The sequence below is a fragment of the Comamonas brasiliensis genome, from assembly GCF_018292285.1.
GTDB classification, from domain to species: domain Bacteria; phylum Pseudomonadota; class Gammaproteobacteria; order Burkholderiales; family Burkholderiaceae_C; genus Comamonas; species Comamonas brasiliensis.
This window is the reverse complement of sequence record NZ_JAANES010000003.1, coordinates 285,408-299,940: the sequence shown is the minus strand read 5'-3', so window position 1 is coordinate 299,940 and position 14,533 is coordinate 285,408. Positions and strand designations below refer to the sequence as shown.

Below are 14,533 nucleotides of genomic sequence, written 5' to 3'. Positions count from 1 at the left end.
CAAGATGAATATCCTGAGCTGGAATGTGCAATGGTGCTGTGGCATGGATGGACAGGTCAGTGTGGAGCGCATCGTGCGCCACGCGCTGCAAATGGGCGAGCAGTCCGGCGGACTGGATGTGCTGTGCCTGCAGGAGATCGCCGTCAACTACCCCGATCTGCAGGGCCGACCCGGCGATCAGCCGGCCGAGTTGAAGGCGCTGCTGCCGGGCTGGCAGATTGTCTTTGGTGCCTCGGTCGACGAGTTCACGCCCCGGGGACATCAGCGCTTTGGCAATCTGGTCGCCACGCGCCTGCCGCTGCTGCAGCTGCAGCACCATCCGCTGCCCATGCCGGCCGATGCCGATGTGCGCTGCATGCAGCGCATGTGCTCGGTGGTCACGGTCGCTGACGCGGCATTGGGGCCGGTACGCATCATGACCACGCACCTCGAGTATTTTTCGAAGCGCCAGCGCATGGCCCAGGCCGGCGCCCTGCGCGACCTGCAGATGCAGGCCTGTGCACTGGCCGATGCCCCGCCGCAGCCGGCCAGCGACGGCTCGCCCTACCAGACCAAGCCGCATACCCGCCATGCCGTGCTTTGCGGGGACTTCAACTTCGAGCCGCACGAGCCCGAATATGCCGTCCTGTCCGCCCCGTGGGCGGCCGGTGAACAGGGCTGCCTGCAGGCCGGCCAGTGGCGCAATAGCTGGGATCTGCTGCACCCCGGCTTGCCGCAGCCGCCCACCTTCAGGCTGGTGGACCGGACCTGGGGCGCCGAGCCCGGAGCCTGCGATCTGCTGTGGGTGAGCGACAGCCTGTGCCAGCATGTGCAGGCCTGGCGTGTGGACAGCACCACAGAGGCGTCCGATCACCAGCCGGTGATGTTGACGCTGGGCTGAACTTATTGTTAGGGTCGGAGCTGGATTCGAGATACCTGCTGCTGCGCCAGTCGCAGTGATGTGGAACCCTGAAAGAGAGGAGTCTTCATGCCTGTAGAAATTCCGTCCATGTCCATCATGTTGCACCGTAGCTGGTGGGTGCTGTTGCTGCGCGGTGCCGCCGCCATCATCTTCGGCGTGCTGACCTGGATGCAGCCCGCAGCATCCGCGGCCGCACTGGTGCTGGTGTTCGGCGCCTATGTGTTTGTCGATGGCTTGCTGGGCATCTACACCGCCATCAAGAGCCGCCAGCAGTCGCGTCACTGGTGGGTGGTTCTGCTGTGGGGGCTGACGGGGGTGGTGGTGGGGGTGCTCACGGTCGTCAACCCGGCGATCACCGCATTGGTGTTGACCATCTATATCGGTGTCTGGGCTCTGATGACCGGTGTGCTGCAGATCGTCGCGGCGCTGCGCTTGCGCAAGGAAATTCAGGGCGAATGGCTGCTGGTGCTCGGCGGGCTGCTGTCGGTACTCTTCGGCATCTTCGTGCTGATGCAGCCCGGCGCGGGCATGATGGCCATGCTGTGGGTGCTGGCGACCTATGCCGTGATCTTCGGTGTGCTGATGGTGATACTGGCGTTCAAGATCAAGAAGTTCACGGCCTGAGCACTTAAGCTTGTTCCGAGAGGCAGTGACTTCGGGAAAAAGCGGCTCGCAGAAGCCGCTTTTTTGTTGCCGCTTGTCTGAGCAGTCTGTTTGCCGGGCCATCTTTGGGACAATGCCTGCTGACTTCCAACAGCGCACAACGACATGGAACAAGGCATGCAGCGGTATTTCCAGCCCCCGAGAATGAAACAGTCCTGGCGGGCCGTCGGCATGACGGCCGCCTTGTGGCTGGGTCTTGCCTCCAGCAGCCATGCCGTGCCCAGCTACGACGAGGTGCGCAGCGAGCATCGCTCCTCGGAGACCCTGCTGCTGTCGCGAGAGGGCGAGCTGCTGCAGCGCCTGCGCACCGACAGCACGGTGCGCCGCGGTCCCTGGGTGGCATTGGCCGATGTATCGCCGGCGCTGCGCACGGCCCTGGTGCTCAGTGAGGATAGGCGTTTCTATGAGCACAGCGGCGTGGACTGGGCTGCCGTCACCGCCGCCGCCTGGGGCAATCTCTGGAACACGCGCACGCGCGGCGCGAGCACCATCACCATGCAGCTCGCAGGTCTGCTCGACGGCGACTGGCGTCAGGGACCGGGTGGGCGCAGCGTGGTGCAGAAGGTGGGGCAGGCCGTGGCGGCCCAGGTGCTGGACAGGCGCTGGCGCAAGGACCAGATTCTCGAGGCCTATCTGAACATGGTGCCGTTCCGCGGCGAGATCGTGGGCATCGACGCGCTGTCGCAAAGCCTGTACGGCAAGGCAGCCCATGGGCTGGATGCGCGCGAGGCGGCCATTGCCGCGGCCCTGGTGCGTGCGCCCAATGCGTCGGTGGAGCGCGTCGCACAGCGTGCCTGTGGCGTGCTGCAGGTGATGGTGCCCGACGATGTGGCGGCCAAGGATTGCTCGGCCATGCAGCTCTATACCTCCAGCGTGCTGCAGCGGCGCCAATGGCTGGCCAGCGAGGGTGTTGCTCCGCATTTTGCGCGGCGCTGGCTGGCGCTGCCGCAGAACCGGGGGCACGAGCAGGTGCGCTCGACCTTGAACGCTGCCTTGCAGCGCTTTGCCGTGGCCAGCCTGCAGCAGCATCTGCGTGAGCTGCAGGGCCGCAATGTGGAAGATGGTGCGGCCGTGGTGCTGGACAACCGCAGCGGCGAGATTCTGGCCTGGGTGGGATCCTCGGGCACGCTGAGCCAGGCATCCGAGGTCGATGGCGTCACCGCTTTGCGCCAGCCCGGCTCCACGCTCAAGCCCTTTCTCTATGCCCAGGCGATGGCCGAAAAGCGCATCACGGCCGCCTCGCTGATCGAGGATTCGTCGGCCCATATCCCCACGCAGAACGGCCTCTACATTCCGCAGAACTACGACCGGCGCTTCAAGGGTTGGGTGTCGGCGCGCACGGCGCTGGCATCCTCGCTCAATGTGCCTGCAGTGCGCACGCTGGTCATGGTCACGCCCGATGCGTTTTTCGAGCAACTCAAGAAGCTGGGCCTGCCGCTGCGTGAAAGCGGCGGCTACTACGGCTTCAGCCTGGCGCTGGGCAGCAGCGAGGTCGCGCTGCTCAATCTGACCAATGCCTACAGGGCACTGGGCAATGGTGGTCAATACCGCCCCGTGAGCTGGGCCCTGCCCCGGACAGACGGCCGCAGATCCGGCGATGCAGCGCCGGGCAACGAGGCGCCGCTGCAGGCACTGGATGCGCGCGCCGCCTTCATCGTCGGCGACATTCTTTCCGACAATATGGCGCGGGCCCCGACCTTCGGCACCGACAGCGTGCTGGCCACGCGCTTCTGGACGGCCGTGAAAACCGGCACCAGCAAGGATTTGCGCGACAACTGGGCCGTAGGCTGGTCCGAGCGCTATACCGTGGGCGTCTGGGTCGGCAATGCCGGTGGCGAAGCCATGCATTCCGTGAGCGGCACCAGCGGCGCAGCGCCCATCTGGGCCGAGATCATGGGCTTCCTGCATCGCAATGTGTCCAGCCATGCACCCCGGCCACCCGCTGGCGTGCTGCAGCAACAAGTGCAGTTTGGCGCGCTGGCCAGTGGCGGCACGCCCATCGAAAGCGCGCGTGGCGAATGGTTTGTGGAAGGCACGCAGCAGTCGCTGTTTGCCATGGATCACGTGGCGGGCAGTGCAGAGCAAAAAAGCCTGGCCAGGCAAAAAGGCAGCAAGTCCGGCAGTGCTGCGGCTGTGCGTATCTCGCGTCCGGCCAATGGCACGATTCTGGCGCTGGACCCCGATATTCCACCCGACAGCCAGCGCGTGCAGCTGGTGGCGCGTCAGGCCGGTATGGCGGCCGAGCAGGACTGGCGTGACGGCAGCTTGCGCTGGCGGCTGGTAACCCGGCAGTACGGCCCGCCTGCGGCTGCCGACAAAAATGCGCAACCCGTGATGCGGGAAGTGCAGCGCGAGCTGGGGCGTGGCAGTCAGCTGGGCTGGCTGCCCTGGCCGGGGCGCCACAAGCTGGAGCTGCTCGATGCATCCGGCAAGGTGCTGGACAGCATCGCGCTGGAAGTGCGCGGCGCCGGTGCCCTGGTGGCCGGGCCGGAGCAGATCCCGGGCCAGCGCCGGCGCTGAATGCCGGCCGGTCAGCCGGCCAGGCGCTCAGTTACCAGAATCGAACTGCGCTACCAGAAAGTCCAGCAGCGCCCGCAGCTTGGGCGTCATATGCTGGCGCGACGGATAAATGGCATAGAGCGCGGTCTTCACCGTGCTCCAGTCTTCCAGGGCGGCCTGCAGCCGGCCTGAGCGCAGGTCTTCCTCGACATAGGGCAGCGGGATCAGGCTGACGCCAAAGCCCGCGCGCAATGCATCGCGCACTGCAAGGCTAGAGGACACCGAGTAGCGCGCATTGACCGCCACGCGCTCCATGCGCCCGCCTTGCTCAAATTCCCAGACATCTGCATGGCCCGAGAGGCTGAAGCGTATGTGCTCGAGGCCGTTGAGGTCGGCAGGCGTGTGCGGGCGGCCGCGCTTCTCGAAATAGCCGGGCGCGGCGCACAGCACATGCGACATCGAGGTCAGCGGTCGCGCAATCAGCGAGGAGTCCTCGAGCCGGTCACTGCCGCGTATGGCCAGATCGAAGCCTTCGCGCACGATATCGACGCGCCTGTCGTCCAGGTGCAGGTCCAGCTGCAGCCCGGGGTGGCGCTCCAGGAAGGCGGGTAGGGCGCAAGAGATCTGCGTCAGCGTGAATGTCATGGGCGCGCTGACCTTGAGCAGGCCGCTGGGCGCAGCCTTGAACGGGCATAGTGCCGAGTCTGCATCGGCCAGCGCATCGAGCGCCCGCGTGACATGCTCGAGATACAGGCGGCCTTCTTCCGTCAGCGCCATGCGCCGAGTGGTGCGCTGAATGAGGCGTGTGCCCACATGGGCCTCCAGCTCGGCGATGTTCTTGCTGATCGCAGCCGGCGACAGGCCCAGGCTGCGGCCCGCCTCGGCAAAGCTGCCGCACTGCGCGATGCGATGAAAGACTTGCAAGGCGGTCAGTCGGTCCATATGATTCTTCTCTGTTGGTGAATGGTTTATTTTGATAATTGCCAATTATCAATTAGAAGTGAATTATCTACAGTCGTGCCATGACAACACTTCATCCCACGCTCACCCTCATCGAGCAGCGCATCTCGGCCAACCGCTTCGATACCTCCCACCATCTGGCGGATGCCGACATATCAAGGCTGGTGCAGCTGGCTACGCGCGCACCCACGGCCTACAACCTTCAGAACTGGCGCTTCATCGCCGTGCGCACGCCTGGGGCCAAGGCCAGGCTGCGCGCCGTGGCGCAGGACCAGGCCAAGGTGCAGGAAGCGGCCGTCTGCTTCATCGTCTGCGGCGTGCTGGCCGACCCCGAGGCGCTTGCCGAACGGCTGCAGCCCTCTGTGGACGCTGGCTTCATGCCTGCCGCCATGGCGCAGGGATGGCTGCAGGCCGCGCAGCAGCAGTACGCCAGCGCGCAGGCGGTGCGCGACGAGGCCCTGCGTTCGGCCAGCTTCGGCGCCATGACGCTGATGCACGCGGCGCAGGCGCTGGGCCTGGCATCCTGTGCGATGACCGGCTTCGACGCCGAAGGCGTGGCGGCCAGCTTCGGTCTGGCGAGCGAGGAGGTGCCGGTCATGCTCGTCACCGTGGGCCGTGCTGCGCCCGGCAACTGGCCGCAGAAGCCACGCCGGCCGCTGGATCAGGTGCTGGAGTTCGCATGAGTGCCGGCCAATCTGCGCCTGGGTCCAGGCGGACCCAGGCACGCGATCTGCTGCTGACGGCGCTGGCACCCGCCATCTGGGGCAGCAGCTACATCGTCACCACGCAGTTGCTGCCGCAGGCGCCCGCGATGACTGTGGCCTTGCTGCGCGCGCTGCCCGCAGGCCTGTTGTTGCTGGCATTTGCACGGCGCCTGCCGCAGGGCGTGTGGTGGCTGCGGGTGTTCATTCTGGGAGCGCTCAATTTCTCGGTGTTCTGGAGCATGCTGTTCGTCTCGGCCTACCGCCTGCCGGGAGGGGCCGCCGCCACCGTCGGGGCCGTGCAGCCGCTGGTGGTGGTGTTTCTTGCGGCCTGGGTGCTGGGCAGCGCGCTGCGGCCGGCCTCGGTGCTGGGAGCCCTGGCCGGTCTGGTGGGTGTGGCCTTGCTGGTGCTCACGCCTGGTGTGAGGCTGGATGCGATGGGGATTGCGGCGGGCCTGGCCGGAGCGGTTTCCATGGCCTGCGGTACGGTGCTCACGCGCAAGTGGCGTCCTCCCGTACCGCTGCTGACCTTCACCGCCTGGCAGCTCACGGCCGGAGGAGTGTTGCTGCTGCCGGTGGCGCTGTGGGCCGGACCGGATTTTCCGGCGCCCACACTGGGCCATCTGATCGGACTGGCCTGGCTGGGTCTGGTGGGCGCGGCGTTGACCTATGTGCTGTGGTTTCGCGGCATTGCCCGGCTGGAGCCGAACATGGTGGCGCCGCTGGGCTTTCTGAGTCCGCTGACGGCTATTTTGCTGGGCTGGGCATTCCTGGACCAGACGCTGACGGCCGTGCAGATGGCTGGTGTGGCCCTGGTCATGGGCGGGATCTGGCTGGGGCAGCGGGGCGCGGCGCGCTGATCCCCGCAAGGCCCGGCCCAGGGCCGGAGCCTGTGCGGGATCAGTCCCGAACCAGCAGATCGCCAGTGATCTCAGAGACGTTCTTGACGCTGGTCAGCGTCATGGCCACGCGCATTTCCTTTTCGAGCAGGTTCAGCAGGTTGGTCACACCGGCTTCGCCTTCTGCAGCCAGCGCATAGACGAAGGCGCGGCCTATCATGGTGCAGTCTGCGCCAAGGGCCAGCAGGCGCACGATGTCCAGGCCGTTGCGCACGCCCGAGTCGGCCAGGATCTTGATCTGGCCCTTGACGGCATCGGCAATGGCAGGCAGGGCGCGTGCCGACGAGAGCACGCCGTCGAGCTGGCGCCCGCCGTGGTTGGAGACGATGATGCCGTCGGCCCCGAAACGCACGGCATCCCTGGCGTCCTCGGGATCGAGAATGCCCTTGATCAGCATGGGACCCTTCCAGAAGTCACGGATCCACTCCAGGTCCGACCACGAGATTGAGGGATCGAAGTTCGCGCCCAGATAGCCCATATAGTCTTCGAGCGAGACGTTCTGACCCTTGTAGGTGGAGATATTGCCCAGCGTGTGCGGGCGGCCCATCAGGCCCACGTCCAGGGCCCAGTGTGGATGGGTCACGGCCTGCAGGTAGCGGCGCATGGCGGCGTTGGGGCCGCTCATGCCCGAGTGCGCATCGCGGTAGCGGGCGCCGGGTACGGGCATGTCCACGGTGAAGACCAGGGTGGAGACGCCAGCAGCCTGGGCACGCTCCAGCGCGTTCTTCATGAAGCCCCGGTCCTTGAGCACATAGAGCTGGAACCACATCGGGCGGCCCAGCCTGGGCGCAACTTCCTCGATGGGACAGACCGAGACGCTGGACATGGTGAAGGGAATCCCCTTCTTGTCGGCAGCCATGGCGGCCTGCACTTCGCCGCGGCGGGCGAACATGCCGGTCAGCCCCACCGGAGCCAGCGCCACGGGAATCGAGAACTTCTCGCCGAACAGCTCGATGCTGGTGTCCAGCTGGCTCATGTCCTTGAGCACGCGCTGGCGCAGGGCCACGTCGGCCAGGTCGTCGACATTGCGGGCCAGCGTCTTCTCGGCATAGGCGCCGCCGTCAAGATAGTGGAACAGAAAGGGCGGCAGGCGCTTTTGCGCAGCCGCGCGGTAGTCGGTGGTGGAGGAGATGATCATGAAAAAATGGCGGAGGAAGAGGAGAAACGATCCAGCCGCTTGCGTCGGGCCGCCTCGGCATCCGACTCGGACAGCTTTTCGTGAACATAGGCCAGGTGCTGGCCGATAGCGCTTCTGGCCTGCTCTGGCTCGCCGTCGACAATGGCCTGCATGAGATTGCGGTGCTGCGCAGTCAGATGCTCCAGCGTCGAGGGATCATCATGCACGAACATCAGGCGTCGATTCTGGGCCACGGTACCCAGCACCAGCTCGAACAGGCTGCCCATGAGCTGTACCAGCACGGCATTGTGCGAGGCTTCGGCAATCGCCAGATGAAACTGCGCATCGGAGCGGGCCGCACTGGCAGCATCGCGCGCCTGCTGGTGGTGAAGCATGTCGTCGAAGCAGTGGCGGATGCGGTCCCGGTCCTTGTCGGTGGCTCGCTGGGCCGCATACCAGGCGGTGCTGAGCTCCAGTGCCTGCCTGGCTTCCAGCACGTCGTAGCGGTATTGGGGGTCGTCGCGCAGCAAGGACTCCAGCGGTGCGACGGCCTGCTCGTGCCACAGGGGCACGCGCGAGCCGACAAAGGTGCCGGCCCCCACGCGGCTTTCGAGCACGCCGCGACTGGCAAGCTTCTGTATGGCCTCGCGCAGCGCCGTGCGCGAGACCCCCAACTGCTCGGCCAGCGCCCGCTCGGTCGGCAGCTTGGCGCCGCTCTGGAGCTGGGTGCTCTGGATCAGCTCCAGCAACTGCTGGGCAACGCGGTCGGACAGGCGGATGGCGGGCATGGGGTCTGGCAGGAGTTTCAGGTGGTGGGAATCATCCACGGAAACACATAAGCCTGCAGCGTGCAGATGATGCCGATCAGCACCAGGAAGGCCAGACTGTGCTTGACGGTAAAGCGGAACAGGTCCGATTCCTTGCCGGCCAGGCCGACGGCCGCGCAAGCAATGGCGATGGACTGGGGCGAGATCATCTTGCCGGTCACGCCGCCGGTGGTGTTGGCAGTCACGGCCAGAACCTCGGGCAGCCCCAGCTGCGCTGCCGTCGTGGCCTGCAGGGCGCCGAACAGCGCATTGGCCGAGGTGTCGGATCCCGTGAGGAACACGCCGACCCAACCCAGGAAGGGCGAGAAGAACGCAAAGGCCTTGCCTGTATGGGCCAGCGCCATGGCCAGCGTGGTGGATAGGCCGGAGTAGTTGGCGATGAAGGCGAAGGCCAGCACCATGCCGATGGAGTAGATGGGCAGAGCCAGTTCCCTGAAGGTCTCGCCCAGGGTCCGGACTGCTACGGCTGGCTTGAGGCGCAGCAAAAGAATGGCGAGCACGGCAGCGATCAGGATCGCGGTCCCCGTGGCCGATAGCCAGTTGAAGGAGTAGACCGCGCCATAAGGCGTGGGCGTGGCAACGACGGGCGCCATTTTCTGCACCAGATTGTGCAGCATGGGCACGGGAATGCTGAAGACCGTGCCGGACAACGCGCCACCCGAGGCGAACAGCGCCTTGAAGGGCTTGAGGCTCCAGATGGTAACCATGGCGGTGAGGATGATGAAGGGCGACCAGGCCTTGATCACCATGCCGGTCGTCAGCTTGATGGGGGCCGTAGTCTGGATCTTGGCTGCGCCCGGCTCGGTGTCGAAGCGGAAGATGCGCTTGGGCTGCCAGAACTTGAGAAAGGTGGTCAGTGTCACCAGGGCGAAGATGGCCGAAGTGATGTCCGGCAGTTCGGGGCCGATGTAGTTGGCCGTCAGAAACTGTCCGAGTGCAAAGCTGCCGCCGCCGACCAGCACCGCAGGCCAGGTTTCCTTCACGCCGCGCCAGCCGTCCATGATGGCCATGAGCCAGAACAGCACGATGATGGTCATGAACGGCAGCTGGCGGCCGGCCATCTGGCTGATGGCCATGACATCGACGCCCGAGACCTGACCGGCCACGATGACGGGAATGCCCATGGCGCCGAAGGCCACGGGAGCGGTATTGCCGATCAGGCATAGGCCCGCTGCATACAGAGGCCTGAAACCCAGGCCCACCAGCAGTGCTGCCGTGATGGCGACAGGGGCGCCGAAACCGGCGGCTCCCTCGAGGAAGGCACCGAAGCAAAAGCCCACCAGGATCAGCTGCAGGCGCTGGTCTTCGGTGACCGAGAGAATGGACGAGCGGATGATGTCGAACTGTCCGGTCTTGACCGAGACCTTGTAGAGAAAGACCGCCGCGACAATGATCCAGGCAATCGGCCACAGGCCGTAGAAGAAGCCATAGACGCCTGCGGCCAGCGCATTGGCCACCGGCATGCGATAGAACAGCAGCGCCACGGCCAGAGACAGCGCCACCGTGATGGTGCCTGCCACATAGCCCTTGAGGCGCAGCTTGGTCAGCGCGAGAAAGAAAAAGATGATGGGTATCAGCGCCACCAGCGCTGACACCCACACATTGCCTGCGGGGTCGTAGTTCTGCGACCAGATTTCTTGCATTGCCTTGATCTCCTGGATATGCGCGGGGAGGGCAACCCTCCTGAGCGTCCAGAAGCTTCCCCGTCAATTCTTTGAACAACCGTGTCACCCTGCGCCGGACGCTGACATGCAATCTGGTTCGGCTCCGTCTACTGAATTGGTATTACCAATATGCGGCGGTTTTGGGTCGGATGGATTATAGGAATGAGGTTTTATTCATAAATTAGTGGTTTTCCCTTGATTTTTGTAATTAATTGGTAATACCAATGTGTGAATTGGTATTCCACCGATCCTTCTCAAAGAGCGCAAAAAAACCGCAGGCCCGAAGGCGCTGCGGCTGCTGGGGTGCCCACTTGATGGGCTGAGAAGGGGGGAAGCGGGAAATCGCCTCGGCCCGGGCCGGAGATACCGAGCGGCCTGGATGGCCTGCTCGGATTCCCCCGGGATGCTCCGTCGAGGCGAGCCGCGAAGCGGCTCGGGGACTCAGTTCACCATCAGCTTGAACGGCCAGACATAGGCCTGCATGGTGACGAACAGGCCCATCAGGCAGGCCAGGGCGATCGAGTGGAAGAACACATAGCGCAGGATGTCGCCCTCGCGGTTGAACCAGCGTGTGGCGGTCGAAGCCACGACAATGGATTGCGCATCGATCATCTTGCCCATCACGCCGCCCGAGCTGTTGGCGGCACCCATGAGGTTGGGCGACAGGCCCAACTGGTCGGCGGCGACCTTCTGCATGCCGCCAAACAGCACGTTGGACGCTGTGTCCGAGCCCGTGAGCGCCACGCCCAGCCAGCCCATCAGCGTGCCGAAGAAGGGGTAGAACACGCCGGTATTGGCAAAGGCCAGGCCCAGGGTGGTATCGGTGCCCGAGTAGCGTGTCAGCGTGCCCAGAGCCAGCATCAGCACGATGGTCAGCAGCGAGTAGCGCACCAGCCAGGTGGTCTTGAAGAAGGTGCGCACGATGGTGACCGGGTTGTACTTCATGACGAAGGCGCTGACGATGGCCGACAGCAGAATGGCGGTTCCGGTGGCCGACAGCAGGTTCAGCGTGTAGACCGCGCCTTCCTTGGTCGGCTGGGGCACCACGGGCGGCATTTTCTCGATCAGATTGTGCAGGCCCGTCATGGGGAAGGCGGGGGCAAACAGGCTGTTGAGCCAGGCCTTGACCGGCGGCAGACCCCAGATGAAGACAAACACCGAGAGAATGATCCAGGGCGTCCAGGCGGCGATCAGCTCGCTCTTGCTGTGCTTGGCCACGGGCTGGGGCGGCTTGACTTCGGAGGCGCTGACATCCTTGCCGCGCAGCGAGGCCGAGGTCCAGATCTTCTTGGGCTGCCAGACGCGCAGGAACAGGATCAGACTGGCCATGGAAACAATGGCCGCGATGATGTCCACCAGCTCGGGGCCGATGAAGTTGGAGACCAGATACTGAGGAATCGCAAACGACAGGCCGGTGACCAGAATCGCGGGCCAGATCTCCATCATTCCCTTGCGACCGGCAAAGGCCCAGATCAGCCAGAACGGCACCAGCACCGAGAAGAAGGGCAGTTGGCGGCCGATCATGGCGGTCACTTCCATCAGGTCGTAGCCATGGACCTTGGCCAGCGTGATGACGGGGGTGCCCAGGGCGCCAAAGGCCACGGGAGCGGTATTGGCGATCAGCGACAGACCGGATGCCGCCAGTGGCGAAAAGCCCAGGCCGATCAGGATGGCGGCGGTCACGGCCACGGGCGTGCCGAAGCCGGCAGCGCCTTCGAAAAAGGCGCCGAAGGAGAAGGCAATCAGCAGCAGCTGGATGCGGCGGTCTTCGGTGATGCCCGAAAGCGAATCCTGCAGCACCTTGAAGCTGCCGTTCTGCTCGGTCAGCTGGTGCAGGAAGATGATGTTCAGCACGATCCAGCCAATGGGCAGCAGGCCGGTGAAGCCGCCGAACAAGGCGGCACGCCCCGCCATTTCGCCGGGCATGTTGTAGACAAAGACTGCAATCAGCAGCGCGGCAATCAGGCCTGCGCCTGCGGCCAGGTGGGCCTTCATGTGCAGAAAGCCCAGGCCCACCAGCATCACCACGACCGGAATGGCCGCAAGCAATGTGGACAGCCACATATTCGATAGGGGGTCGTAGACCTGTTGCCAAACCATCTCTCTTCTCTCCTGCTTGTTGTGATAACAAGGATGGTCGCTGGACGAATAGGCTTGCACACCTAGCATTAGCCCTTGATTTGCCCTCGCTGAAGAAAATTTCAAAAGCGGCATAAATCACTTCAAACCAGAGCGCAACGCCGATAGGTGCGATGAGGGCTACCATCGGGCTCAACTCCCATTACAAGGCTAGAAGTCGTGAGCGATCTCTCCAAAATCACCTGTATCGAAGACCTGCGCGTGGTGGCCAAGCGCCGTGTGCCGCGCATGTTTTATGACTACGCCGACTCGGGCTCCTATACCCAGGGCACGTACCGGGCCAACGAAGACGAGTTCCAGACCATCAAGCTGCGTCAGCGTGTGGCCGTGAACATGGAAGGGCGCAGCACGCGCACCACCATGATCGGCGAGGAGGTCGCCATGCCGGTGGCGATTGCGCCCACGGGCCTGACCGGCATGCAGCATGCCGATGGCGAGATTCTCGGGGCCAAGGCCGCCAAGGCCTTTGGTGTGCCGTTCACGCTGTCCACCATGAGCATCTGTTCGCTGGAGGACATTGCCGAGCACACCGATCACCATCCGTTCTGGTTTCAGCTCTATGTGATGCGCGACAAGGCCTTCATGGAACGTCTGATCAACCGCGCCAAGGCGGCCAACTGCTCGGCGCTGGTGGTGACGCTGGATCTGCAGATCCTGGGCCAGCGTCACAAGGACATCAAGAACGGACTGTCCACTCCTCCCAAGCCCACGCTTGCCAACCTGCTCAATCTGGCGACCAAGCCGCACTGGTGCCTTGGAATGCTGGGTACCAAGCGCCGCAGCTTCGGCAATATCGTCGGCCACGTGGATGGCGTGGGTGATGTGTCCTCGCTGTCGTCCTGGACGACAGATCAGTTCGACCCCTCGCTGAACTGGAACGATGTGGAATGGATCAAGAAGCTCTGGGGCGGCAAGATCATCCTCAAGGGTGTGATGGATGCCGAAGACGCGCGTCTGGCGGCGCAAAGCGGTGCTGACGCGCTGGTGGTCAGCAACCATGGCGGCCGTCAGCTCGACGGTGCGCCGTCCTCGATTGCCGCCTTGCCATCGATTGCCGAGGCCGCGGGCAAGGACATCGAAGTCTGGATGGATGGCGGCATTCGCAGCGGGCAGGACGTGCTCAAGGCCCGGGCCCTGGGCGCGCAGGGCACGATGATAGGTCGCAGCTTTCTTTACGGTCTGGGGGCCTATGGCCAGGCCGGCGTGAGCAAGGCGCTGCAGATCATCCACAAGGAGCTGGATACGACCATGGCCTTCTGCGGTCACACCCATATCGACCAGGTCGGCAAGGAGATTCTGCTGCCTGGCACCTACCCCAAGCCGTTTGCAGTGATCTGATCTGCGTTGTCGGCGGCTTGCTGTACTGCGAGCCGTCGCGACCTCTGCCCGCAGGTCAGGAGTTACCGGTCTTGGGCTTCCATTCCTGAACCTGCAGCTGGATCTTGGCCCGTTGCGCCGGCTTCAATTTCTTGGCGATGATTTCCTGCTGCTTGGCCGAATCCTTCTCGCCATCCTTGGCTGCCAACAACGCCCAGAAGTAGGCCTGAGGCCAGCTTTGCTTGACGCCGCGTCCCAGGGCATACATGGAGCCCACGTTGAACTGGCTGTTGGCATCCCCTTGTTCTGCCGCAGTCATGTACCACCTGAAGGCCTCCTTGCTGTCTTGCGCCACGCCACGGCCATGGTCGTACATGTATCCGAGATTGCTCTGGCTCGACACATGGTTTTGTGCCACGGCAAGGCGATACAGCCTGACGGCCTCTTCCTGGTTCTCAGCCACGCCCCGGCCGTCGTCGTACATCACCGCGAGGTTGAACAGACCGTCGGCATCGCCTTGTTCTGCGGCCAGGCGATACCATTTGACCGCTTCCTCATCGCTTTGCTGAACGCCGCGCCCGCGGCCGTACATCAGGCAGATATTGGACTGGCTCTCGGCGTGGCCCTGCTTTGCTGCCAGCAGGAACCACCTGGCTGCTTCCTCATCGTTTTTGGGGGCTCCACGGCCTGTGAGGTAGGCGGCTGCGAGTTTGAACTGTGACTGGGCGTCGCCGCCCTCGGCTGCTTGCAGCAGTTCGGGCGATTGTGCGATGGACAAAGTGCTGCAGAGCAGCAAGGCGGCTGCGCAAAGGAGACGGCTGAAGGGCTTTTTCATGGCCTGCTTGT

At 64.2% G+C, this 14,533-nt stretch carries 12 protein-coding genes; 6 read left to right on the top strand and 6 right to left on the bottom strand.

The genetic code is table 11. The features are described 5' to 3' along the window. The first annotated feature begins 4 nt into the window (after positions 1-4). The 3 genes from DJFAAGMI_RS14030 (at position 5) to pbpC (ending at position 4,084) form a co-directional block, all read left to right on the top strand. A complete protein-coding gene (locus DJFAAGMI_RS14030; RefSeq protein ID WP_211457603.1) occupies positions 5-880 on the top strand; it encodes an endonuclease/exonuclease/phosphatase family protein in 876 nt (291 codons plus the stop codon). A gap of 87 nt (positions 881-967) precedes the next feature. Beyond that, a complete protein-coding gene (locus DJFAAGMI_RS14025) occupies positions 968-1,525 on the top strand; it encodes an HdeD family acid-resistance protein (RefSeq protein WP_211457602.1) in 558 nt (185 codons plus the stop codon). Between the two features lie 183 nt (positions 1,526-1,708). After that, entirely contained in the window at positions 1,709-4,084 is a 2,376-nt protein-coding gene (gene pbpC, locus DJFAAGMI_RS14020) for a penicillin-binding protein 1C (RefSeq protein WP_249334317.1), read from the top strand. Positions 4,085-4,111: 27 nt separating this feature from the next. On the opposite strand, the gene DJFAAGMI_RS14015 is transcribed toward pbpC, so the two are convergent. Then, positions 4,112-5,005 carry a LysR family transcriptional regulator gene (locus DJFAAGMI_RS14015; protein WP_043006415.1) on the bottom strand — a complete coding sequence of 298 codons (894 nt, stop codon included), beginning with the start codon at positions 5,003-5,005 and terminating at the stop codon, positions 4,112-4,114. 80 nt (positions 5,006-5,085) lie between these two features. Between DJFAAGMI_RS14015 and DJFAAGMI_RS14010 the strand changes: the two genes are divergently transcribed. Continuing rightward, the gene (locus DJFAAGMI_RS14010) at positions 5,086-5,706 is read left to right on the top strand and encodes a nitroreductase family protein (RefSeq protein ID WP_211457601.1); all 621 of its coding nucleotides are present in this window, start codon (positions 5,086-5,088) and stop codon (positions 5,704-5,706) included. Next, positions 5,703-6,584 (top strand): EamA family transporter, encoded by an 882-nt coding sequence (locus DJFAAGMI_RS14005; protein ID WP_211457600.1) that lies wholly within the window; start codon positions 5,703-5,705, stop codon positions 6,582-6,584. Before DJFAAGMI_RS14010 ends, DJFAAGMI_RS14005 begins: the two co-directional genes overlap by 4 nt. 40 nt (positions 6,585-6,624) lie before the next feature. Here DJFAAGMI_RS14005 and lldD read toward each other — a convergent pair whose 3' ends face one another. The 4 genes from lldD to DJFAAGMI_RS13985 all read right to left on the bottom strand — a co-directional run bounded on the left by lldD (position 6,625) and on the right by DJFAAGMI_RS13985 (position 12,331). Then, a complete protein-coding gene (gene lldD, locus DJFAAGMI_RS14000; RefSeq protein WP_211457599.1) occupies positions 6,625-7,761 on the bottom strand; it encodes an FMN-dependent L-lactate dehydrogenase LldD in 1,137 nt (378 codons plus the stop codon). Further along, complete coding sequence (gene lldR / locus DJFAAGMI_RS13995; protein ID WP_003058121.1) at positions 7,758-8,528, bottom strand: transcriptional regulator LldR; 771 nt, start codon at positions 8,526-8,528, stop codon at positions 7,758-7,760. Before lldR ends, lldD begins: the two co-directional genes overlap by 4 nt. Before the next feature lie 17 nt (positions 8,529-8,545). Further along, on the bottom strand, positions 8,546-10,210 hold the full coding sequence (gene lldP, locus DJFAAGMI_RS13990) for an L-lactate permease (RefSeq protein WP_211457598.1): 1,665 nt from the start codon (positions 10,208-10,210) through the stop codon (positions 8,546-8,548). A 462-nt stretch (positions 10,211-10,672) separates the two neighbouring features. Next, positions 10,673-12,331, bottom strand: coding sequence for an L-lactate permease (locus DJFAAGMI_RS13985; protein WP_043006410.1), 1,659 nt, complete (start codon positions 12,329-12,331; stop codon positions 10,673-10,675). Positions 12,332-12,529: 198 nt separating this feature from the next. Between DJFAAGMI_RS13985 and DJFAAGMI_RS13980 the strand changes: the two genes are divergently transcribed. Further along, the gene (locus tag DJFAAGMI_RS13980) at positions 12,530-13,708 is read left to right on the top strand and encodes an alpha-hydroxy acid oxidase (RefSeq protein WP_211457597.1); all 1,179 of its coding nucleotides are present in this window, start codon (positions 12,530-12,532) and stop codon (positions 13,706-13,708) included. A gap of 55 nt (positions 13,709-13,763) precedes the next feature. Here DJFAAGMI_RS13980 and DJFAAGMI_RS13975 read toward each other — a convergent pair whose 3' ends face one another. After that, entirely contained in the window at positions 13,764-14,465 is a 702-nt protein-coding gene (locus DJFAAGMI_RS13975) for a tetratricopeptide repeat protein (protein ID WP_249334315.1), read from the bottom strand. Between the last annotated feature and the right edge of the window lie 68 nt (positions 14,466-14,533).

What these genes read in the sequence shown, in the direction of transcription:
- DJFAAGMI_RS14030 (WP_211457603.1), top strand. Translation starts at nt 5, where the DNA reads ATGAATATCCTGAGCTGGAATGTGCAATGGTGCTGTGGCATGGATGGA.
- DJFAAGMI_RS14025 (WP_211457602.1), top strand. Translation starts at nt 968, where the DNA reads ATGCCTGTAGAAATTCCGTCCATGTCCATCATGTTGCACCGTAGCTGG.
- pbpC (WP_249334317.1), top strand. Translation starts at nt 1,709, where the DNA reads ATGAAACAGTCCTGGCGGGCCGTCGGCATGACGGCCGCCTTGTGGCTG.
- DJFAAGMI_RS14015 (WP_043006415.1), bottom strand. Translation starts at nt 5,005, where the DNA reads ATGGACCGACTGACCGCCTTGCAAGTCTTTCATCGCATCGCGCAGTGC.
- DJFAAGMI_RS14010 (WP_211457601.1), top strand. Translation starts at nt 5,086, where the DNA reads ATGACAACACTTCATCCCACGCTCACCCTCATCGAGCAGCGCATCTCG.
- DJFAAGMI_RS14005 (WP_211457600.1), top strand. Translation starts at nt 5,703, where the DNA reads ATGAGTGCCGGCCAATCTGCGCCTGGGTCCAGGCGGACCCAGGCACGC.
- lldD (WP_211457599.1), bottom strand. Translation starts at nt 7,761, where the DNA reads ATGATCATCTCCTCCACCACCGACTACCGCGCGGCTGCGCAAAAGCGC.
- lldR (WP_003058121.1), bottom strand. Translation starts at nt 8,528, where the DNA reads ATGCCCGCCATCCGCCTGTCCGACCGCGTTGCCCAGCAGTTGCTGGAG.
- lldP (WP_211457598.1), bottom strand. Translation starts at nt 10,210, where the DNA reads ATGCAAGAAATCTGGTCGCAGAACTACGACCCCGCAGGCAATGTGTGG.
- DJFAAGMI_RS13985 (WP_043006410.1), bottom strand. Translation starts at nt 12,331, where the DNA reads ATGGTTTGGCAACAGGTCTACGACCCCCTATCGAATATGTGGCTGTCC.